The sequence below is a fragment of the Vibrio coralliirubri genome (assembly GCF_024347375.1).
GTDB classification, from domain to species: Bacteria; Pseudomonadota; Gammaproteobacteria; order Enterobacterales; family Vibrionaceae; genus Vibrio; species Vibrio coralliirubri.
On sequence record NZ_AP025470.1, the window covers coordinates 3,082,321 to 3,103,484 of the forward strand.

19 protein-coding genes are annotated in these 21,164 nt (G+C 44.3%); 4 read left to right on the forward strand and 15 right to left on the reverse strand.

Translation table 11 applies throughout. The features are described 5' to 3' along the window. The first annotated feature begins 25 nt into the window (after window positions 1-25). Window positions 26-535 (forward strand): helix-turn-helix domain-containing protein, encoded by a 510-nt coding sequence (locus OCV20_RS14015; protein ID WP_086774936.1) that lies wholly within the window; start codon window positions 26-28, stop codon window positions 533-535. Then, window positions 532-1,374, forward strand: a complete 843-nt coding sequence (locus tag OCV20_RS14020) for an IS3 family transposase (protein ID WP_108721729.1) — start codon at window positions 532-534, stop codon at window positions 1,372-1,374. Before OCV20_RS14015 ends, OCV20_RS14020 begins: the two co-directional genes overlap by 4 nt. A gap of 119 nt (window positions 1,375-1,493) precedes the next feature. Here the strand turns inward: OCV20_RS14020 and ispH are convergent, their stop codons facing one another. The 6 genes from ispH to murJ form a co-directional block, all read right to left on the reverse strand. Beyond that, entirely contained in the window at window positions 1,494-2,450 is a 957-nt protein-coding gene (gene ispH / locus OCV20_RS14025) for a 4-hydroxy-3-methylbut-2-enyl diphosphate reductase (protein ID WP_086773842.1), read from the reverse strand. Between the two features lie 138 nt (window positions 2,451-2,588). Continuing rightward, complete coding sequence (gene fkpB, locus OCV20_RS14030) at window positions 2,589-3,020, reverse strand: FKBP-type peptidyl-prolyl cis-trans isomerase (RefSeq protein ID WP_017062866.1); 432 nt, start codon at window positions 3,018-3,020, stop codon at window positions 2,589-2,591. Between the two features lie 312 nt (window positions 3,021-3,332). Next, a complete protein-coding gene (lspA, locus tag OCV20_RS14035) occupies window positions 3,333-3,833 on the reverse strand; it encodes a signal peptidase II (protein WP_004735054.1) in 501 nt (166 codons plus the stop codon). Between the two features lie 157 nt (window positions 3,834-3,990). Next, window positions 3,991-6,849 (reverse strand): isoleucine--tRNA ligase, encoded by a 2,859-nt coding sequence (gene ileS, locus OCV20_RS14040; protein ID WP_086773740.1) that lies wholly within the window; start codon window positions 6,847-6,849, stop codon window positions 3,991-3,993. A 63-nt stretch (window positions 6,850-6,912) separates the two neighbouring features. Beyond that, complete coding sequence (ribF, locus tag OCV20_RS14045; RefSeq protein WP_017062867.1) at window positions 6,913-7,848, reverse strand: bifunctional riboflavin kinase/FAD synthetase; 936 nt, start codon at window positions 7,846-7,848, stop codon at window positions 6,913-6,915. Window positions 7,849-7,918: 70 nt separating this feature from the next. Continuing rightward, complete coding sequence (gene murJ, locus OCV20_RS14050; protein ID WP_032545655.1) at window positions 7,919-9,481, reverse strand: murein biosynthesis integral membrane protein MurJ; 1,563 nt, start codon at window positions 9,479-9,481, stop codon at window positions 7,919-7,921. A 251-nt stretch (window positions 9,482-9,732) separates the two neighbouring features. Here murJ and rpsT point away from each other — a divergent pair, with 251 nt between their 5' ends. After that, complete coding sequence (rpsT, locus tag OCV20_RS14055) at window positions 9,733-9,993, forward strand: 30S ribosomal protein S20 (protein ID WP_004739529.1); 261 nt, start codon at window positions 9,733-9,735, stop codon at window positions 9,991-9,993. Window positions 9,994-10,306: 313 nt separating this feature from the next. Here rpsT and OCV20_RS14060 read toward each other — a convergent pair whose 3' ends face one another. Both OCV20_RS14060 and nhaR read right to left on the reverse strand, forming a co-directional pair. After that, window positions 10,307-10,600: an ArsR/SmtB family transcription factor gene (locus tag OCV20_RS14060; protein WP_004735028.1), complete on the reverse strand. Its 294-nt coding sequence runs from the start codon at window positions 10,598-10,600 to the stop codon at window positions 10,307-10,309. Between the two features lie 100 nt (window positions 10,601-10,700). After that, window positions 10,701-11,591, reverse strand: coding sequence for a transcriptional activator NhaR (gene nhaR, locus OCV20_RS14065; RefSeq protein WP_048615016.1), 891 nt, complete (start codon window positions 11,589-11,591; stop codon window positions 10,701-10,703). Between the two features lie 389 nt (window positions 11,592-11,980). Here nhaR and OCV20_RS14070 point away from each other — a divergent pair, with 389 nt between their 5' ends. Next, on the forward strand, window positions 11,981-13,126 hold the full coding sequence (locus OCV20_RS14070) for a Na/Pi symporter (protein ID WP_050646294.1): 1,146 nt from the start codon (window positions 11,981-11,983) through the stop codon (window positions 13,124-13,126). Window positions 13,127-13,615: 489 nt separating this feature from the next. Here OCV20_RS14070 and OCV20_RS14075 read toward each other — a convergent pair whose 3' ends face one another. The 7 genes from OCV20_RS14075 to rppH form a co-directional block, all read right to left on the reverse strand. Beyond that, entirely contained in the window at window positions 13,616-14,092 is a 477-nt protein-coding gene (locus OCV20_RS14075) for a hypothetical protein (protein WP_086773743.1), read from the reverse strand. Window positions 14,093-14,309: 217 nt separating this feature from the next. After that, window positions 14,310-15,722, reverse strand: a complete 1,413-nt coding sequence (locus tag OCV20_RS14080; RefSeq protein WP_086773744.1) for a winged helix-turn-helix domain-containing protein — start codon at window positions 15,720-15,722, stop codon at window positions 14,310-14,312. A gap of 124 nt (window positions 15,723-15,846) precedes the next feature. Continuing rightward, window positions 15,847-16,698, reverse strand: a complete 852-nt coding sequence (locus OCV20_RS14085; RefSeq protein ID WP_017056122.1) for a thymidylate synthase — start codon at window positions 16,696-16,698, stop codon at window positions 15,847-15,849. A gap of 9 nt (window positions 16,699-16,707) precedes the next feature. Further along, on the reverse strand, window positions 16,708-17,529 hold the full coding sequence (gene lgt / locus OCV20_RS14090) for a prolipoprotein diacylglyceryl transferase (RefSeq protein WP_017059338.1): 822 nt from the start codon (window positions 17,527-17,529) through the stop codon (window positions 16,708-16,710). A 57-nt stretch (window positions 17,530-17,586) separates the two neighbouring features. Then, complete coding sequence (locus tag OCV20_RS14095) at window positions 17,587-18,378, reverse strand: sulfite exporter TauE/SafE family protein (protein WP_017059337.1); 792 nt, start codon at window positions 18,376-18,378, stop codon at window positions 17,587-17,589. Window positions 18,379-18,386: 8 nt separating this feature from the next. Then, window positions 18,387-20,636, reverse strand: coding sequence for a phosphoenolpyruvate--protein phosphotransferase (gene ptsP / locus OCV20_RS14100; RefSeq protein ID WP_086773745.1), 2,250 nt, complete (start codon window positions 20,634-20,636; stop codon window positions 18,387-18,389). 2 nt (window positions 20,637-20,638) lie between these two features. Then, window positions 20,639-21,157 (reverse strand): RNA pyrophosphohydrolase, encoded by a 519-nt coding sequence (rppH, locus tag OCV20_RS14105; protein WP_017059335.1) that lies wholly within the window; start codon window positions 21,155-21,157, stop codon window positions 20,639-20,641. Between the last annotated feature and the right edge of the window lie 7 nt (window positions 21,158-21,164).

Here is a 21,164-nt window from a genome sequence, read left to right on the forward strand (position 1 = left end):
GACACCAATTATTGGGGGTCTTTTTATGTCCAAATATAGCCGAGAGCTAAAATGTATCATTGCTAAGCAATACTTAGATGGCACGTCATCTCTCTACTTAGCAAAACAATATTCAATTTCTTCAAGGCAGATACGGTATTGGGCTCAAGTCTTTGCCATCCATGGTACTGATTCATTTTTACCAACTAATCATGCCGCGACTGCTCAAACAAAACGAAAAGCATTGAATTTAATGTGGACGAATGAATGGTCTCTCACGCACACTAGCGCTGTATTAAACCTCTCATCCCCTGGAATACTCTCTGTCTGGCTTAAACGATTTAATGAGCTCGGTATCAAGGGGCTCGAAATGCGCCAGAAAGGAAGACCCTCAATGAAACAGCAACCTCAACGTACCACTAAGCCTGATAATGAAATGACACTTGAGGAGCTAAAAGAGGAGTTGGTCTACTTACGAACCGAGAATGCCGTTCTAAAAAAGTTGGAAGAGTTGGAGCAGAAAAAAAACCGTCGAACAAAGAAAAAGCGGTCATAGCTCTAACTCTTAAAGGCAAGTACCCATTAAAGCACTTACTGCACACTCTACAGTTGGCAAAAAGTGTCTTTTATTATCAGGCTCAAACGAGCAAGCGCCAAAATAGCTACGAACGTGAGCTGCGGTTGATAAAGTCAATTTATCATGAACATAAGGGGCGATACGGCTACCGCCGTATTCACTTGGAACTAAAGAATCAGGGGTTCGTGCTTAATCACAAAACGGTTCAAAGGCTTATGGCTCAGCTCAACCTTAAATCGACGGTCAGGATTAAAAAGTATCGTTCATACCGAGGAGAGTCAGGAAAAGCTGCTCCCAACGTTCTTGAAAGAGATTTTAGTGCGACTCAACCCGATGAAAAGTGGGTAACTGATGTCACGGAGTTCAAAGTCAAAGAGCAGAAAGTATACTTATCTCCCGTTGTCGACTTGTTTACTCAGGAGGTGGTTGCTTATAGAGTGGCCAAAAATGCCTGCTTGCCGCTTGTCACAGATATGCTGACGGAAGCTATATCAACGCTTAAACCCAACTCAAAGCCAATTATACATAGCGATCAAGGTTGGCAATATCGCCATCGACAGTATCAGAAAAAGGTAGCGGAGAGTGGGTTAACGCAAAGCATGTCGAGAAAAGGTAACTGCTTGGATAATGCTGTTGCTGAAAACTTTTTTGCTTTACTCAAAACCGAGATGTATCACAACCAAAGCTTTGAAGATGCAGATGCTCTGATAGAGCAGATTAAAGAATACATCGAGTACTACAATACCAAACGTATAAAAGTGAAACTAAAAGGCCTGACTCCGATAGAATATCGAACTCAGGCCTTGAAAGCCGCTTAACAGAAATGTCCAACTTTACGGGGTCACTTCAATCAACGTTGGCTTTCTACTGTTTACAAATCGATAGTGTTTACGAATCGCTAGTATCACGCATCGATGGTGTCACTAATCAATAGAGATTAGTCGACTTGCTTAATCTGTAGCTCTTTTGGCACTTCGAAGAACATGTTCTCTTCACGACCTTGGATCTCTTCAACGTCAGTCGCACCCAGCTCACGGATACGATCTAAGATTTGGTTTACCAACTCTTCAGGAGCAGAAGCACCGGCTGTTACACCGATTTTCTTTTTCCCTTCAACCCACTCTGTTTGAATGTCTTCAGGACAGTCCGTTAGGTAGCCTGGCGTACCTAGCTTCTCAGCCAGCTCTTTTAGACGAGTTGAGTTAGATGAGTTCTTAGAACCAACAACAATCACTACATCAACGTCATTCGCCATCTCACGCACTGCGTCTTGACGGTTTTGAGTCGCGTAACAGATGTCGTCTTTACGTGGACCTTGAATCTCAGGGAACACTCGACGTAGCTCTTCAATCACGTCTGCAGTTTCATCAACTGACAACGTTGTTTGGCTCACGTAGTGCAGGTTACTTGGATCATTCACCACGAGGTTCTGTACGTCCTCAGGCTTCTCAACCAAGTACATTCCACCCGTTTGGCTCGAGTACTGACCCATGGTGCCTTCAACCTCAGGGTGACCCGCGTGACCGATCAGTACTACTTCCATATGTTTGCGGCTCGCACGAGCAACCTCCATATGAACTTTAGTCACCAAAGGACACGTCGCATCAAATACCGTTAACTCACGCTCTTTCGCTTCTTTACGAACCGCTTGAGAGACACCGTGAGCCGAGAAGATCACGATGTTGTCGTCTGGCACTTCACTCAGTTCTTCGACAAAAATAGCACCACGCTGCTTGAGCCCCTCAACAACAAAGCGGTTGTGTACCACTTCATGGCGAACATAGATCGGTGGCTGATACATTTCAAGTGCACGCTCTACGATGCTGATCGCACGATCGACACCGGCACAAAAGCCACGAGGGTTAGCTAACATTATTTTCATTTCATTGCTCATCATTTACCGCGGTACTAAGGTTGTTTCTATAGAGTTCGCCGTCAGCGAGGTTCGCATTCTACAGTGAAGCGTCTAGACAGTGAAGCTCTGGGTTGTGTGTCACTGGTGTAAGGCAGTGCTATTCTAACGTTAAGAGAGTTATTCTACCGTTAAGATGTTGACGTCAAAGGTAACGTCTTGACCAGCGAGCGGGTGATTAAAATCAACCGTAACTGAATCACCTGCGATCTCAGTAATAATACCTGGAATTTCCATACCGTCAGGACCTGAAAATGCCATGATAGTGCCCACTTCAACTTCAGAGTCGCCAACAAACTTAGCACGATCCATATAGTGAATATGATCTGGGTTTGGCATACCAAACGCGTCTTCCGCTTTCAGTTCGATAGACTTTTCAGTGCCGGCTTCAAGTCCAAGTAAGCACGCTTCAAAGTTCTCACTTAGGCTGCCATCGCCCATGACGAACTTCGCTGGCTTGCCCATATTTTCCGTACTATCGGCAACTGAACCATCCTTCATTTTAATCGTAAAATGTAGAGTTACTGCTGAATCATTTTTAATTGCTGCCACGTTACTTTCCTTAGATTTCTTTATTATTTGAGAACGCAATTTGCTTCGCTCTCATATCATATCAATCACAGTAAGTAAGTACTCAGACATAGTTCAGGGAAAAGGCTTGAGAACAAGGCAGAATTTTTCGATAAGTAGTTATTCTACAATCAAAAATTCTAACGAAGTTATCGAGGCTTTTAGCAAACTAGGGAGAGTAGTTATTTACTACGATTGATATTAATTGCAGCATAAAAAAAAGCGCCGTCGGAATCAACCGACAGCGCTTAGGGCTATTCTATTCTGTGAGTCATAGACTGACTTTGAGGCAAGCTATTTGCTTTCGTCTTTCTTACGGAAACCATCTAAGATGATCATCGCAGCACCGATACAGATTCCCATATCCGCTAAGTTAAATGCAGGCCAGTGGTAAGTGCCCCAGTAGAAGTCTAAGTAATCGACAACAAAGCCGTGTACTACTCGGTCAAACACATTACCTACCGCGCCACCAATGATGATCGCATAAGCAATGTTATTCCACTTCTCTGCTGCTGGTAGTTTGCTCATCCAGTACGTCAGCATACCTGTTACCGCAAATGCGATACCCGTAAATAACCAACGCTGCCAACCACTTTGATCACTCAAGAAGCTAAACGCTGCACCGTAGTTATGCACGTACAAAAAGTTAAAGAATGGCAGCACCTCAATACGGTTTGCCCAGCCGTAACCCATATTGTCCATGACAAAGAGTTTAATGCCGATATCAGCCAAGAAGACCAATAGAGCCAACCATAACCAACGTACACCAGATTGTTTTAACGAAACTTCACTCATTTCTATTCCTAGTATTTACGAAGTTGGTATTCATTGTTAGTCACCTTACGTGATCTTGATTACCAACTTGGTTAAACACATTTCCTATAACTAAAAATAACCCCAGTTGATACTGGGGCTATGATTTTTACAAAAAGTTCAGTCTTTCTCTGAGTCGTTATGCGAACTTACGCACTTCGCCTTCACCGTCGATGTTCGACACACAACGACCACAAACTTTCTCGTGACCTTCGATAGTGCCTACATCTGGAGTGTGGTGCCAGCAACGGTCACACTTCTCAGCTTCAGTAGCCGCAACTTCAACGAATAGACCAGCAACGTCTGTCGCTTGCGCCGCTTCAGACTTCTCGCTCAGTGGCTTAACAACAGCTGCAGAAGTGATAAGTACGAAACGTAGCTCATCTTCTAGCTTGTTGATTTTAGCCGCTAGTGCATCGTCAGCGTATAGAGTAACTTCAGCTTGCAGTGCGCCACCGATCGTTTTCTCTTTACGAGCATCTTCAAGAAGCTTATTCACTGCGCCACGAACAGACTGGATTTCAGTCCAGAATTCGTTGCTTAGCTCTTCGCCTTCTGCAAGACCAAATAGACCTTCGAACCATTCACCTGTGAATACGAACGTGTCGCGCTCACCTGGCATTTCATTCCAGATTTCATCTGCAGTGAACGACATGATAGGAGCCATCCAACGAACTAGAGCTTCTACGATGTAGTAAAGCGCCGTTTGACAGCTACGTTGAGCATGGCTGCCCTGCTTCGCTGTGTACTGACGGTCTTTAATTACGTCTAGGTAGAAAGAACCCATTTCGATAGAACAGAACTGCATTAGACGTTGAGTCACACCGTGAGTGTTGTACTCACCGTATGCTTTAACAATCTCTTCTTGTGCAGCTTGAGCACGGCCAACAGCCCAGCGATCAAGTGCAACCATATCTTCAGCAGGTACTAGGTCAGTTTCAGGGTTGAAACCGTTCAAGTTCGCTAGGAAGAAACGAGCTGTGTTACGAATACGACGGTAAGCATCTGCTGAACGTTTCAGGATTTCATCAGAAACCGCAACTTCACCTGTGTAGTCTGTAGAAGCAACCCATAGACGCAGGATATCTGCACCTAGCTTGTTGGTTACGTCTTTAGGAGCAACAACGTTACCGATAGATTTAGACATCTTACGGCCGTTACCATCCACCACGAAACCGTGTGTTAGTACTTGCTTGTACGGTGCTTCGTCTTTCATCGCGATAGATGAAATTAGAGAAGACTGGAACCAGCCACGGTGTTGGTCTGAACCTTCAAGGTAAAGATCAGCACTGTGAGTACGCTCTTCATTAGGGAAGTTGTACTCTTCACGAGAGTCAACAACAGAGAAGTGCGTAACACCTGAGTCGAACCATACGTCTAGCGTATCCATTACTTTTTCGTACTTATCAGCGTCTTCTGCGCCCATAAGTTCAGCAGCGTCTACATCCCACCAAGCTTGAATGCCTTTCTCTTCAACTAGCTTCGCTACTTTTTCAATAAGTGCTGGGCTTTCTGGGTGAAGTTCTGCTGTTTCTTTATGAACGAACAGAGCAATTGGCACACCCCAAGTACGTTGACGAGAGATACACCACTCAGGGCGACCTTCAACCATACCTTCGATACGGCTTTGACCCCATTCAGGCAACCACTCAACACTCTTAATTGACTCTAGTGCTTTAGCACGTAGGCCAGCTTGATCCATAGAGATGAACCATTGTGGTGTTGCGCGGAAGATGATTGGAGTTTTGTGTCTCCAACAGTGTGGGTAGCTGTGCTCGTAAGCGTGGTGATGCAGAAGTGCACCTTTCTCTTTTAGAACTTCTAAAACAGAGTCGTTCGCTTTGAATACGTGCTGACCAGCAAATAGCTCAGTATCTGGCAGGTAAACGCCGTTTGAACCAACTGGGTTAGCGATTTCTAGGTTGTACTTCTTACCAACCACGAAATCCTCTTGACCGTGGCCAGGCGCAGTGTGAACCACACCAGTACCTGAATCCGTTGTTACGTGATCGCCAAGAACTGCAGGAACAGTAAAGTCGTAGAACGGGTGGTTGAACTGAGAAAGCTCAAGATCAGCACCTGTAGCAAAACCAAGGTTATGGAAGTGCTCGATACCTGCACGATCCATTACGTCTTTTGCTAGTTCAGAAGCAACAACGATACGTTGAGCAGGCTGGTCGCCATTCGCTTCAACTTGGATAAGCACGTATTCAAGATCATCACGTAGACATACTGCGCGGTTAGCAGGCAGAGTCCATGGTGTTGTTGTCCAGATAACGATAGAGATTTCGCCCTGGCCCGCGTGGCCTTCAGCTAGAGTAAATTTCTCTAGAAGAGCCGCTTCGTCAGCTGCTGTAAATTTCACATCGATAGATGGAGAAACTTTATCTTTGTATTCAACTTCAGCTTCAGCCAGAGCAGAACCACAGTCAGTACACCAGTGAACTGGCTTGAAACCTTTAAGAAGGTGACCTTTATCTGCGATTTTGCCAAGAGAACGAATGATGTTCGCTTCAGTGCCGAAATCCATAGTGCGGTAAGGTTTGTCCCACTCGCCCATGATGCCAAGACGTTTGAAGCTCTCTTTCTGACCTTCAACTTGACCCGCAGCGTACTTACGACACTCTTCGCGGAATTCAGCAGCCGAAATCTTCTGACCAGGCTTACCTTTCTTCTTCTCAACCATTAGCTCGATTGGAAGACCGTGACAGTCCCAACCAGGGATGTACGGTGCATCAAAACCAGAAAGGGTCTTAGATTTGATAATAATGTCTTTAAGAATCTTATTCAGCGCGTGGCCAATGTGAATGTCGCCGTTCGCGTATGGAGGGCCATCATGCAGTACGAAAGATTTTTTACCTTTCTTTGCCTTACGGATTTCGCCGTAAAGATCTTCTTTGTACCAACGCTTCAGCATTTCTGGCTCACGATTTGCCAGATTGCCGCGCATTGGGAACCCTGTTTCTGGTAAGTTCAGGGTATCTTTATAATCACTCATCGATTCTTAATTCCGTTATATTGGGCGAAGTTAGACATTATGTTAATCGGTGGAATCATCCGATTAATTCTTTAGCTGAAGCAGCCACACCCTTGCGGCTTCAGCATCCAATTCTATTTGATTCTTTAGTGCGTCGAACGATTCAAATTTTATCTCGTCGCGCAGTTTGTGCAAAAGTCGTACTTCTAACTGTTTACCATATAAATTGGCTTTAAAGTCAAAAAAGTGCACTTCTAATTGCTGCCTTACCCCATTAACTGTTGGTCGTTGTCCAATATTAGCCACGCCACCGACAGGAACACCGTCGATATCCAAAGCTTCAACAACATACACTCCCGATACAGGAGAAACACAACGCTTTAATGGAATATTAGCGGTAGGGAAACCGATAGTTCTCCCTAGTTTTCGACCATGGGACACTCGACCACTAATACTGTAATCACGTCCTAACATGGTAGCACTTGCAGCCAAGTCATCGACCGCTAATGCATTTCGTATCTCAGTACTGCTTACTCGTAATTGGTTTAAGCAATAGCTTTGGGTGCTGACCACCTCAAAACCGTACTTCTCGCCCGCCTCTTTGAGCATAGCGAAATTGCCAGTGCGACCTTTACCAAAGCAAAAATCGTCACCAACCACCAAGAACTTCACACCAAGCTTATCAACCAAAAGATCCTTAATGAACGCTTCCGCGGATAAACTTGCAAAATACTGATTAAAATTAACACACAATAAGCGACTGATATCTAGCTTGCTCAATTGCACGTATTTATCTCGTAAGCGAGTTAAACGTGCTGGCGCTCTATCTCGGGCAAACAGCTCCATAGGCTGCGGCTCAAACGTCATAACAACAGAAGGTAGCCCTAATGCTGCAGCTTGTTTAGAAACCTGACTCAGAACCTCTTGATGTCCTAAATGAACACCATCGAAGTTACCTATGGTTAATACACAGCCATGATGCTGCGCTTTAATATTGTGTATACCTCGGATCAGTTCCATTATGATCAGCTAAAACCTGTTATTTGCATCATTTATTGTGTGAAACCGACGGATTATATACTAATCAGTATTAATCTGTCGCTGCTTTTAAATGTTTTACTCGGATACCTAAAATCAGTACCGAAACAATATAAACAAAGCCACCAAGTCCAATCAAGCCTGTTAATGTCAGCGCTCTCTGGCTAAAGCTCCATTCAAGCCAATGTTGCATATTATCCAGCTGCCATAAAATAGCCGCTACCATCACCACACCTGAGATAATTAATTTGGCACTGAACAACAAGGTTGTCTTAGTTAATTGATACACACCCGCAAGGTGTAATCCTCGATATAACAACGCCATATTCACAAAGGCAGACAGTGCCGTCGCAATCGCCAAACCCACATAGCCATAGAAATAAGCGAAAATCGCGTTAAACACCATATTGGTCACCATAGCGATAATGCCGTACTTAACCGGTGTCTTGGTATCTTGGCGAGAGTAATAACCCGGAGCTAAAACTTTAATCAACATGAAGTTAAGCAAGCCTGATGCGTAAGCTACCAATGACATCGATGCCTGCTGTACATCGTGTGGAGAGAACTCACCGCGCATGAATAGCACCATTAGCATTGGTTTAGCTAAAACGATAAGACCTAACATCGCAGGAATACCAAGCAGCAAAACCATGCGCACGCCCCAGTCCATGGTATGCGCGAATCCTTCCCCTTGAGCATCTACGTGTTTACGAGATAAAGCAGGAAGAATCACAGTCGCAATCGCGATACCGAATAAACCGAGAGGAAATTCAAGCAGTCGGTCTGAGTAGTACAACCAACTGATAGAGCCTGTTGCGAGGAAGCTGGCAATAAAGGTATCAAACAATAAGTTGATTTGACTGACCGATACACCGAACAGAGCAGGGATCATTAATGTGCGGATCTTAACCACACCCGGATCTCGCCAACCCCACTTCGGCTTAACCAATACACCCGCTTTGATCAAGAAAGGCATTTGGAAAAGGAATTGGACTAAGCCACCAAGAAACACACCAATAGCTAAACCAATTTCTGGTTGTTCTAAATTAGGTGAGATAAACCATGCAGCGCCTATGATCATCACGTTCAAGAACACAGGCGTAAAAGAAGAGACCGCAAACTTACCTAATGTATTAAGAATCGCACCAGATAACGCAACGAAGGTGATAAACCATAAATAAGGAAAGGTAATCTTGAGCATAAAGCTCGCTAGCTCAAATTTTGGCGCTGATGGGCCATCATTTAGCCAGTCGATAAACCAACCTGCCCCAAACATCGCGGTGATCACACCAGAGCCCAACACCCCGATAACGGTGACAATAGAAACTAAGACCCCGAGCGTACCCGACACCTTAGCAATTAAATCTCGTGTCTTATCTTTATCGCCTGCGGCGTGATATTCCGTTAATACAGGAACAAACGCTTGAGAAAACGCACCTTCTGCAAAAAGTCGACGTAAGAAATTAGGAATTTTATTAGCGAAGAAAAATACGTCGGCACTCGCTCCTGCCCCCATCAAATTTGCTACTACTACATCACGTACTAGCCCCAATACACGGGAAACAAAAGTCATTGCGCTGACAATCAGGCCTGACTTTAATAGTCGTTTACTCACAGAAACCTCTGACACTGGTTGATTACTTTCAAGCGAGGATAAATACTATCCTGTCCTAAGAAGCATATTTATTAGCATTGGTCTAAAAATGCTGTTAGAATCCCCGCCATCTTAACCGCGATGACCTTTCCATACCAAAGTTTGTTTGGCTACGATTGGTTTTTGCACAAATCATTTGACAATTAAGCGCTAATGAGGGATAGTCCTCGCCCTTAAATTGTCACCGAACTAAGTTTTTGGGAGTTAGACCCTTGGCAAACAGTAAATCTGCTAAGAAGCGCGCTATCCAAGCTGAGAAACGTCGCCAGCACAATGCTAGCCGTCGTTCTATGATGCGCACTTACATGAAAAAGACTATCGCAGCTATCGCAGCTGGTGATAAAGAAGCTGCAACTGCTGCTCTTGTAGAAGTTACACCACTTCTTGACCGTATGGCGACTAAAGGCCTTATTCATAAGAATAAAGCTGCACGTCATAAGTCTCGTTTCGCTGCTGCAATCAAAGCTCTTTAATAGAAATTTGATTACAACGCAAAACGAAAAAAACCGGCCTAGGCCGGTTTTTTTATATCTAAATTTTGAGTAACGCTTTTATTTTACGTGCTAACAGCCGTTTTTCTGACCGATAAACAATTTAAGCAGATAGATAAAACAAACAATCAGAAAAATAAATAGAGATGCAAATTGGTACGTAGATAGGTAGATAGGTAGATAGGTAGATAGGTAGATAGGTAAATAGGTAAACACTAACGTTCAATGTGAAATACTAACACTTCCTTGTGTCATTCTATCGCTGATAAGAAATCCCCCTCCCACCAGCAATAAGCTACTTGCAGTAAATACCATGCAGTAGGTTAATCATCGCTTTTACTTCTTCACTACTCAATGTGTAATACACAGTTTGAGCTTCTTTGCGAGTTTCGACCAAACCATCTCTTCTCAACCAAGCAAGATGTTGAGATAAAGCAGACTGACTCAGTTCCAACTTGCCACACAGCTCCCCAACCGACAGTTCAGTACCATGTAATAGGCACAAAATCTGTAAGCGACGCTCGTTAGCCATGGCTTTGAGTAGAATCACAGCTTGTGCTGAGTTCTTCTCCATCTCTTTTAAGTTCATAGTTTGGCTCCCTACAACCTTTACGCCAACTACGGGCTATCAGTATTTCCGGCATATGGTGGAGCTATGATAATCGATATCAATTCATTAACAAACTAACTCATTCGAACAATTTGCTAAAATCTGCGTCACATACGTTTTTTACTGCTGGATGTTGGATCATCCTCTCAGCAAATATGACGTAGTACTCCTCTTTTAACTCTTCAATACCGCCTAATAGTTGCAGTGATGTGTCTTCTTCCACTTCAGACATATAAAGCGTCGGTGCTAAGAATATTGCGTCATGATGATAACGAGCAAAAGCCTTCATCAATGCGGCATCATCAAACTCACCTAAAATATCTGGCTTAAGTCCTTGTCTATCAAACCATTGCAGCACTTTACGCCCCATTGAGGTTCGGCTACCAGGGATCAAAAGCTTTCTTTGCTCCAATACAGCAGGGAAATTAACACCTTCAACCTGACCTGAACTGAAAAAGCTCATTCCACTCTCACCCAACTTTTTACTGAACAGGCCCGGGCTTTGACTAGAGTCCACCGGACAGTCAGACAAAATCATATCGAGCTTATGTTGAGAGAGTTGCTCAAGTAGCATTTCATGGGTCGATTCAAAACAACGTAAATGAATGCTGTTATCTGGAGGTATGGTCGACATCAGTATCTTACTGACGAGTCTTTTAGAGAGCGCATCCGCGACGCCAACATCAAACAGAATATTGGAGTGCTGGCTGTAATTCACGATATCCAGCATCTCGTAACTCAGGCCAAACATACGATCGGCATATTTAAAGACCAGCTGCCCAAGCTCTGTAGGCTCAACACTGCGGCCATTACGCTTGGTCAACTTGCCATCCATGCGCTCTTCCAAGGCTTTTATCTGCCCCGTAACCGTTTGTGGTGTTAGAAATAGGGCTTCTGCAGCTTTAGTAACAGAGCCTTGCTTGCAAACCATCCAGAAGTAATACAGATGGTTGTAGTTGAGATGCGACATAGATGTGCCGTAATAAAAGAGTAGATACCCTTTTATATCAAATATGACACCGCCACTCAACAAACTCGGAAAAACCTAAACAAACATGGATTTACCACTTATTTTTTCGAAGTGTCTGATTTCATAATGTAATATTTCAGCGATTATTTTCAATTTTTCTTTAACTTTTAAGATCTATATCACCTATAGAATTACCGTTAAAAATCAAATTAAAACAACAACTTAAAATAACCACATTAGCTTTAGGAATATTTAAAGAGTAAATCATCACAAAAAAGTCCGACCTAAACCAAAATGTAATATTACTGAAATATTTCCCCTCTAACATCACGCTCAGATTAAACAAACAGACCAAACACAGACTTAAACGGTCCAATGGAGAAAACATTATGAACCAAGCTACTACTGCAGCAGCGCCTATCTCGAGCACTACTCGTTGGCTACGCTGGGCTAACTTGGCATTCATGCTTTACCTACTATTACTTTCAGTTTCAATGGTTGGTACAGGCTTCAAATGGGCAACAGGCGAGCAAGCAAAGGTTCTTTTCGAATTTGCTTCACACCCAGTTGCAGGCTTAATGATTGGTTTAGTAGCAACAGCGCTTATTCAATCATCAAGTACAGTTACTTCAATTATCGTTGGCCTTGTGGCAGGTGGTTTACCTGTTGAGCTAGCTATTCCTATGATCATGGGTGCTAACATTGGTACTACGGTAACCAATACGCTAGTTAGCCTTGGTCACGTTCGTTGTAAAGAAGAGTTCAAACGTGCATTCGCAAGTGCGACAATCCACGACTTCTTTAACCTATTAGCCGTTGCTATCTTCCTTCCACTAGAGATGGCGTTTGGTATTCTAGAGAAGATTTCTCACTGGTTGGTATCTCCGATGCTAGCAACAGGTGATATGAGCATGGGTGGTCTTAACTTCATCAAGCCAATCACTAAACCAGTAGTAAGTGCGATTAAAGAGCCTCTATCAACATTTGGCGACACTGTTGGCGGTATCATGCTTATCGCTCTAGGTATCGCAACTATCTTCGTAGCTATCACTGTAATGGGTAAGCTGATGAAGAGCCTAATGGTTGGTCGTGCTCGTGAGATTCTAAAGAACGCAATCGGTCGTGGTCCAATCCACGGTATCGCTTCTGGCTCTATCGTGACTATCCTTGTTCAGTCTTCTTCTACGACAACAAGCTTGATGGTTCCACTAGTAGGTTCAGGTGTTCTTAAAGTACGTGACGTTTACCCATTCACTCTGGGTGCAAACATCGGTACATGTATTACGGCTCTACTTGCAGCGACAGCAGTGTCTGGTGAGTTCGCAGTATTCGCACTACAAATTGCTCTAGTACACTTGGTGTTCAACATCATGGCAACGGTATTCATCTTCGGTATCCCGTTCCTACGTGAACTTCCAGTTAAAGCGGCAGACATGATTTCAGACATGGCTGTGAAGAACAAAGCTGTAGTGGCTGGTTACCTTGTTGCGGTATTCCTTGTACTGCCTGGTAGCGTGTTAGCTCTTACTGCTTAACAGCAAAATAAACATCGCTTATAGCAAAGCCCGCAACCTCCTAGGTTGCGGGCTTTTTCTTTTAAGGAACAGATACGGGATGCGAGTGAACGAGTAACAAAGAGCAAAAGCAGATACGGGATTCGGGTAAACGAGTAACGAAAAGCAAAAGCAAAAGCAAAAGCAAAAGCAGATACGAGATTCGGGTAAACGAGTAACGAAAAGCGACTCTCTATAATTATCTGCGTTTTGATATTTCGTATCTAACTGACTCAAATCTAAACACGCTCTTCGTATCCCGCATCTCGTTTACTCGTATCTAAACATCCGTCATTCCCTACTGCGAGGCACGAGCGGGATAGGGAATCTACCTAGTGCACAACGCCCAGAGATTCCCTACTCCTTCCTTCGTCAGTCTAGGGCGCTTTTGATCTTAGTATCCCGCATCTCGTTTACTCGTATCTAGACACCCTTCGTATCCCGCATCTCGTGTACTCGCATCTAGCTACCCTACTTACCTTGCTCATTACGCAGGTACATAATGGCAACCATGCCAAAACCGATAAATTGCCATAGATACTGCCCGTCGCTTGCGCCAGTGATGGTTTGAGTGAAAGCCATACAAGCCGTCACAAACAGAGAAGCAAAGGCAGCATAGAGCAACCATGGACGCTCTTTGCCAACCATGAACTCACCTGCAAGTACCGAACGAAGAACCAATAAAAACGGCACACATTGCAAAGCAATCAGAATCGGGAACATAAAGTCGAACGTTGGGCTCAGCAGAGCATGACCGATTTGGCTCTTATCCCAAGTGCCAACAATGTAACCTTTCCAACCAGCCCAAGTGTCTCCCGCATAAGCGGTCTCAGGCGTAATGAAGCCAAGTAGCACGCCCATCACTTTATCGATAAAACCATTTTTGAACCAAAAGACGAATAAGAAGATCTGAATTGGAATGATCTGAAAAGCAAACTTCTTCAACATGTGTATACCCCAAATAATGAATGATTTGGTGACCAGTATGTGGAAGTCGGTGTTTTTACGCTTGATGCAAGGCAATCAAGCCTGAGTCCAAACAATAATCAAACATGTTGAGAAGCCTATTGGCGCAAGGACACCTTGCGGAAGTGCCGTTGCCATCAGCGCTCACGAAACACTTTCGCTTGAAAACGTATTTGGTGGTTTAGGAAAGGTTTGTTTTTTATAAATATTCAATAAGATCAAACAGTTGACCGTTATGCTCTTTTTTCACTTCTGTATAGCGTTGATAGTTGTATTGCGAACCTTTTGGGTTGTCCGACAGCTTGTCAGCCACACTGAGCAGATAAAAACTGATTGGGCTCGGTGTACTTTCGGCCGCATAAAAAAGGTAAGGGAAAGCTTGATTGGCATGTTGGTTGATTAACAGTGCAAGACCCAAGGTAAGGTTAGCGATGTCACAACGTGGGTTCATCTCGAAGGCTTGCTTTGCCAATTGCAGTGCATGTTCGCGATCTTCTTGCTCATGAGTTTGTAAATAAGCCAAAGATTCCGAATACGACAGTAACGCATTGACCAGATAATTATCTCGCCCTTGTTGTTGAATTGAATCCAACTGAAGTGCTATTTCCTCAAATGGCTGACCACCTTTTCCTTGGTAGAACAACGATATCCCCTCAGAGATAACACTCCAATCATCGTAGTTATCAATAGAGGTCACTCGATGACTTGCCACACCGTATTCTGAGCTCATTGGAGCAATAATGGCTTTGATCTCGAGAATCACATCCCCAATGGCACCGAAGAAATTATCTTGGCTAAAGCGCTTTTCCACTTTCTGACTTTGATTGGGTTGGCGGTTATTTTGTACAAGCACGCTCAGTACATACTCTCCACCCTTTTGCTTGAGCCAACCTTTGAGCTCAACACCATTATTGGCAAGTGATTGCTTGCCCTGCTTCGATAGCTGAGAAAAGTGGTAACCCGATAAGTTTTTTGCCGAGTTCAGCCCGTAGAAAAGATAGTTATAAACGCTTTCTGACATCTCATAATCGTTCGCAGAATCGAGTGTTATGTCATGGATATAAACAGGAATCACATCACTTTGATGAGCAGAAATAACAGCTGTGTCATTGGTTGGGACATCGGGTTGCCACGCCCAAGTTGCTATTAAGCCAACCGAGAATACTGCGGTTGTAATCAGGGCGATGATTTTCTTTTTGGATTTAGCAACAAAAGGTTCAGATTCAGATTCAGATTCAGATTCAGGCAGAGAGACGTCCTCAACGGGAGTTGGTTCTACGCTCGGCTGAAACACCTCAACATCGAACAGGTAACCTTGCTTAGGAATGGTCTGAATAATCCGATATGGGCGTGACTTATCCTGAAGCTGACTGCGCAGTAAGCTGATGACCTGTCTGACCAAGTTGTCAGACACTTGAGTTCTTTGCCACACATCCGCGGCTATCTGTTGAGTGCTAACCACTTGCCCGCGATTTTCGATGAAATAGCTGAGCAACTTTGCCTGCAATGGCTCTAAATGAATCGCTTCACTATCCACCACTAACTGATTTTTATCAGGGTAGAAAGTAATAGGAAAGTCGTGTTGCAATACAAAGCAATGCGAGCGAGTCATAGTAGTTCTGTAGTTAGAAAAGACCACTCAAGATTATTGGTTTTACAAATAGTAAGCAAGCCAAGCATAACAAATAAAAAAGGCTGCACAGAGGCAGCCTTTCAATCAAACAAAGCGAGTGAGATTAAACCGAGAATGGGTACTTAATCGCTTCGTGGCATTCGTAACCTTCAACCCAGAAGTCATCCATCGTTACCCACGTTTCCAAATCTTCTAGAGACTTAATCTCAGGATTGATATGGAATGTTGGGCCAGCTAACGGCTCACGCTTTAACTGGATATCACGCATGGGTGCAAGTTGATCTTCGTAGATGTGAGCATTCACAAGCTTATGGTAAGCCACGCCAGCTTTCTTGCCCGTGATTTGCGCCATGATAGCTAAGAAGACATACACTTGAACCATGTTGAAGTTCAGGCCTAGGGGTACATCGCAAGAGCGCTGAGTGCTGTTTAGGTACAGAGTATCACCAAGTAGAGAGAAGTGATGGCTGTACATACACGGACGCAAACAACCCATGTGGAACTCACCTGGGTTATAGAAGTTTAAGATCTCACCGCGGTCATCGATACCGTTCGTTAGATCATCAACAATCTTTTTCAGTTGGTCGATATGACCGCCGTCAGGTTTTGCCCATGCACGTCCTTGAACGCCATAAACACGGCCCATGTCATCTTCACCCTTGCGGTAAGGATTATTCAGCCATGCTTCGTTCAGGTTCGAGTTCGCATCCCAAGTTTTAGTCCCTAGCTTACGAAAATCTTCAGCATTGTCGTAACCACGGATATAGCCAAGCAGTTCAGCAACTGCGGCTTTCCAAAAGCTCTTACGCGTTGTTACCAGTGGGAATTGGTTATTACCAACATCATATTCAAGGTCAGCATTGATCACGGTTAGGCAGCGCTTGCCCGTGCGTTCATTTTCAATCCAAGTACCGTCATCAACGATACGCTGACACAGATCTAAATACTGTTTCACACCAATTCCTTACTTCGTTTGTTGTGGTAGTTCGTCTTTGTAGTGACCACGCTTGTATGCCCACACCATCATCAGCACACCGATGATAACCATTGGCAGTGACAAAATTTGTCCCATAGAGATAAATCCACCGAACAAACCTAGGTGAGCATCAGGTTCACGTACATATTCTACTAAGAAGCGGAATGTACCATATCCAGCTAGGAATAACCCTGATACAGAACCAAGAGGACGCGGCTTTTTGATAAACCAGTTCAAGATGAAGAACAGCACGATACCTTCAAGCGCCATCTCGTAAAGTTGAGATGGGTGACGAGGAAGTGGACCACCGTTAGGGAACACAATCGCCCATGGCACATCAGTCACACGGCCCCAAAGCTCGCTGTTCATGAAGTTACCTAAGCGTCCCATGCCTAAACCAAATGGCACCAATGGTGCAATCATGTCTGCAACACCAAAGAAGGTTCGACCGTTCTTTTTGGCATACCAAAACATGGCAGTAATAACACCAAGCAAACCACCGTGGAAAGACATTCCGCCAGTCCATACCTTAAATAGGTAAAGAGGGTCTGCTAGGAAAAGATCAAAGTTGTAGAAAAGTACGTAGCCAATACGACCACCCAGCACCACACCTAGAAAGCCAGCAAACAGTAAGTCTGATACTTGCTCTCGAGTCCAACCGCTACCCGGTTGGTCAGCTCGGCGATTTGCTAACCAAAGAGCAAACATAAAACCGACAAGGTACATTAGGCCGTACCAACGAACTGAGATTGGTCCTAGTTCAATAAGAACAGGATCGATATTTGGGAATTCGATAAAACCCTGAGACATACTTGGCTCTCTATCTAAATTGATTAACGGTTAGCTCAATGGCTAACAGAAAAGACACTACAGCAGCATTGTGGCTGCTATAAACATTAAAAATACCGCAAAGAATTTCTTCAGCACTGGGGTTGGCAATTGAGTGGCCAGTTTCGCACCCACTCGAGTGGTCAAAACAGAGGTACAAGATATCGCGATCAAAGCCGGTAGATAAACATAACCCAAGCTATACGCAGGAAGATCATCGACAGAAGAACCATGCCAAATGAAACCTAGCATTCCCGAAATCGCGATAACACAACCGCATACCGAAGATGAGCCGACGGCTTTACGCATTTCCACACCGTGATGGTTAAGGAAAGGTACCGATAAAGATCCACCGCCAATGCCCGCTAAGCTTGATACCAAACCAATCCCGCCACCACACAGCACGGTTTTAGCTGAACCCGGCATCGATTTTTGGCTCTTAGAGCGAATCGACAACAGCATTTGCAACGCCAATACCAAGACAATCACACCAAAGACTTTTGGTAGGTATTGAGCTGGAATCACATCGGCCACAAAAGAACCGAGGAAGCCACCTATCACCACACCTGGCATCAACCATTTAACGACAAACATCTCTACATTACCCAACTTTAGATGGTTAATCGCAGACGATCCCGACGTAACTATGATGGTTGATAGCGAAGTAGCCAATGCCATTTGCATCGCAAACTCTTGAGGGATACCCGCTTTAGGAAGCAAAAACAGTAAGGCAGGAACCACCAGCAAACCACCACCAATGCCTAGCAAGCCAGCTAAAACACCAACAATAGCACCAAGGCCAGCTAACAAGCCTATCAGTTCATATGACACGTTAAATCCTATTTTTTACCTGCTCGAATGAAGCCTGTAAATTCACGCTCTTCGAAATAGTTCAGCATCATACTATAGATGTCACTACCATACGGTTTTGAAAGTGCCTTATTTGCCAAATCTTGTAATTCAGCCAAATTCGATTGACGAATCAAATATTTGGTTCTTGCGACATTCGAGGTATTCATACTTAACGTCTCATACCCCAATCCAATCAATAGCAGCGCGCCCATCGGGTCACCAGCTAACTCGCCACAAATACACACAGGTAATTGATATTGCTTACAAGTATCATGAATTTGTTTTAATGCCATGATCACCGCAGGGTGCATTGATTCATAGACATCGGATACTCGTGAATTGTTCCGATCAACCGCTAATAAATATTGGGTTAAGTCGTTGGTACCCACTGAAACGAAATCGACCTTATGCGCAATCAACGGCAATATGTACAGCATGGATGGCACTTCAATCATGATACCAACGCGAGGCATACGCACTCGGTTATCAAGCTCATGCACTTCGTCATACGCTTGTTCAATCAGCTGTAGCGCGTCATCCAATTCCTGAGCACCAGAGATCATCGGCAGCAAAATACTCAAGTTATGGCTTTCACAACTCGCACGCAGCATGGCACGTAACTGAATAATAAAGATGTCTGGATGATCGAGCGTAAAACGAATACCACGCCAACCAAGGAATGGATTGTCCTCTTCGATAGGAAAATACGGTAAGGCCTTATCACCACCGATATCGAGTGTACGCATCACCACTTGCTTTTCAGGGTAGCTTGCCAGTACAGAGCGATACTGCTTGAATTGTTCGTCCTCTGACGGGAACCTTTGCTGCAACAAGAAAGATATTTCAGTTCGATACAGCCCTACTCCATCAACGCCTTGGTTGATAGCGATGTTAGTGTCTGCACTCAAGCCCGCATTAAGCAGGATCTCGACTTGCTTGTCGTCTTGGGTTTTTGCCGGAAGGTACAGCTCGCGATTGACCATAGATGAGAGCTCACTCTCTTCTAGAATCAGCCCTCGATACTCTTTGAGCAGGCTTTTAGACGGCTCAATAAAGATCTCACCGCTATACCCATCAACAATCGCTCGCTTACCATTAGCTTGAGCTAAGTTAAGATTTACCCCCATGACTGAAGGTATGCCAAGCGCTCGAGATAAAATCGCTGCGTGCGAGTTCGCCGCCCCTTCCAAGGAAATAACCGCCAAGAGCTTTTCTTTTGGAATAGACGCTAATACCGAAGCGGTTAACTCACGAACCACTAGGATAATCGGCTTATCTAACGTGCGAAGTTCATGTTCAGAGTTGTGGAGGAAATAAAGCAGCCTTTGTCCGAGCTCTCGGATGTCTTGTGCTCTCTCACGAAGGTACACATCTGACATACGAGCAAAGCGATTCGAATAGCTCTCAACAACCTGTCTTAATGCCCAGTCGGCTTTATCGCCTTTCTGGATTTGGCTTTTTAGATCCTTACGCAACATAGGATCGTTGAGTAAGTGAGTAAACAGGTCAAAGATCGCCAGCGCGTCTTTATTGATTTCGCTATCTAAGCGCTTTCGCATGCGCTTAAAGTCATTGAGGGCATTTTCAACCGCTACCGCCAACAACTCATGCTCTCTTTCAACATTGAGCGTCGAAGCAGGATAAACATCGGTGAGTTCAGGCTGAGTGTTGTCCCACCATAAATCACCAATCGCCACGCCCGATGAAGCGGCAATACCTTTAGTCGCAGGTAGCTTCTGTTGCTCTAACAGCCAATGGCCTTGAGTTTGGGCATGCGCCACAATAACGGCAAGTTGTGCAGAGAGCGTGACAAGGAAGGATTCTTCCATCTCACTAAATAAACGCGGGGTCTTCTGTTGAATGACCAATACACCGAGCACTTGCTTGCGGTGGATAATCGGAGTACCGAGAAAAGAGTGATAGACGTTTTCTCCAAGCTCTGGAAAAAACTTATAAGCAGGGTGAGCTGACGCTTGTGCAAGGTTGATAGGTTCAGCACTTCTTTTAACAAGGCCAACCAGACCTTCGTCAAAACCAATGTGAATGCTATTGCCTTTGAAGATCAGGCCTTGAGTTGCCATCAACTCAAGGCGCTGCATATCATTATTTGCCAAATACACGGTGCAACATTCCGTCTGCATCGCACTGCATGTCTCTTTAACCAAAATATCAAGAGCCGTCGACACATCTTCAACTCTTGATACGTGTTCAACTATTTCCCTTAGTTGACTGAGCATGCTTAACCTCTACGCAATTTGCGCTTTCCTTTTATTTTTCGCTCTTTAAACGGCATTGCTAAAGATGCGAACTCTTTCATCGCTCGACGGTAAACATCTCGCTTGAAAGAAACAACTTGTCGAACTGGGTACCAGTAACTCACCCAACGCCAACCATCAAACTCAGGTGTACTTCCACGCTGCATATTGATATGCGATTCATCGCAATCTAAGCGCAAAAGGAACCACTTCTGTTTTTGTCCAATACAGACAGGTTTAGAATCCCACCGAACCAGTCGTTTGGGTAGCTTGTAGCGTAACCAATGACGACTTGTCGCGACGATCTTTACATCCTTTTTAGTAAGGCCAACCTCTTCATACAACTCGCGGTACATTGCCTGCTCCGGAGTCTCACCTTCATCTATTCCCCCTTGAGGGAATTGCCATGAATGTTGCCCGTATCGTTTAGCCCAGAAGACCTGACCATGGTTGTTACAGATTACAATACCAACATTTAATCGGTAACCATCGCCATCTATCACTGGCCAA

Coding starts and splice junctions, on each gene's coding strand:
- OCV20_RS14015 (WP_086774936.1), top strand. CDS start 26: ATGTCCAAATATAGCCGAGAGCTAAAATGTATCATTGCTAAGCAATAC.
- ispH (WP_086773842.1), bottom strand. CDS start 2,450: ATGAGCAATGAAATGAAAATAATGTTAGCTAACCCTCGTGGCTTTTGT.
- lspA (WP_004735054.1), bottom strand. CDS start 3,833: ATGAGTGAAGTTTCGTTAAAACAATCTGGTGTACGTTGGTTATGGTTG.
- ileS (WP_086773740.1), bottom strand. CDS start 6,849: ATGAGTGATTATAAAGATACCCTGAACTTACCAGAAACAGGGTTCCCA.
- ribF (WP_017062867.1), bottom strand. CDS start 7,848: ATGGAACTGATCCGAGGTATACACAATATTAAAGCGCAGCATCATGGC.
- OCV20_RS14060 (WP_004735028.1), bottom strand. CDS start 10,600: ATGAACTTAAAAGAGATGGAGAAGAACTCAGCACAAGCTGTGATTCTA.
- nhaR (WP_048615016.1), bottom strand. CDS start 11,591: ATGTCGCATCTCAACTACAACCATCTGTATTACTTCTGGATGGTTTGC.
- OCV20_RS14070 (WP_050646294.1), top strand. CDS start 11,981: ATGAACCAAGCTACTACTGCAGCAGCGCCTATCTCGAGCACTACTCGT.
- OCV20_RS14075 (WP_086773743.1), bottom strand. CDS start 14,092: ATGTTGAAGAAGTTTGCTTTTCAGATCATTCCAATTCAGATCTTCTTA.
- OCV20_RS14080 (WP_086773744.1), bottom strand. CDS start 15,722: ATGACTCGCTCGCATTGCTTTGTATTGCAACACGACTTTCCTATTACT.
- lgt (WP_017059338.1), bottom strand. CDS start 17,529: ATGTCTCAGGGTTTTATCGAATTCCCAAATATCGATCCTGTTCTTATT.
- ptsP (WP_086773745.1), bottom strand. CDS start 20,636: ATGCTCAGTCAACTAAGGGAAATAGTTGAACACGTATCAAGAGTTGAA.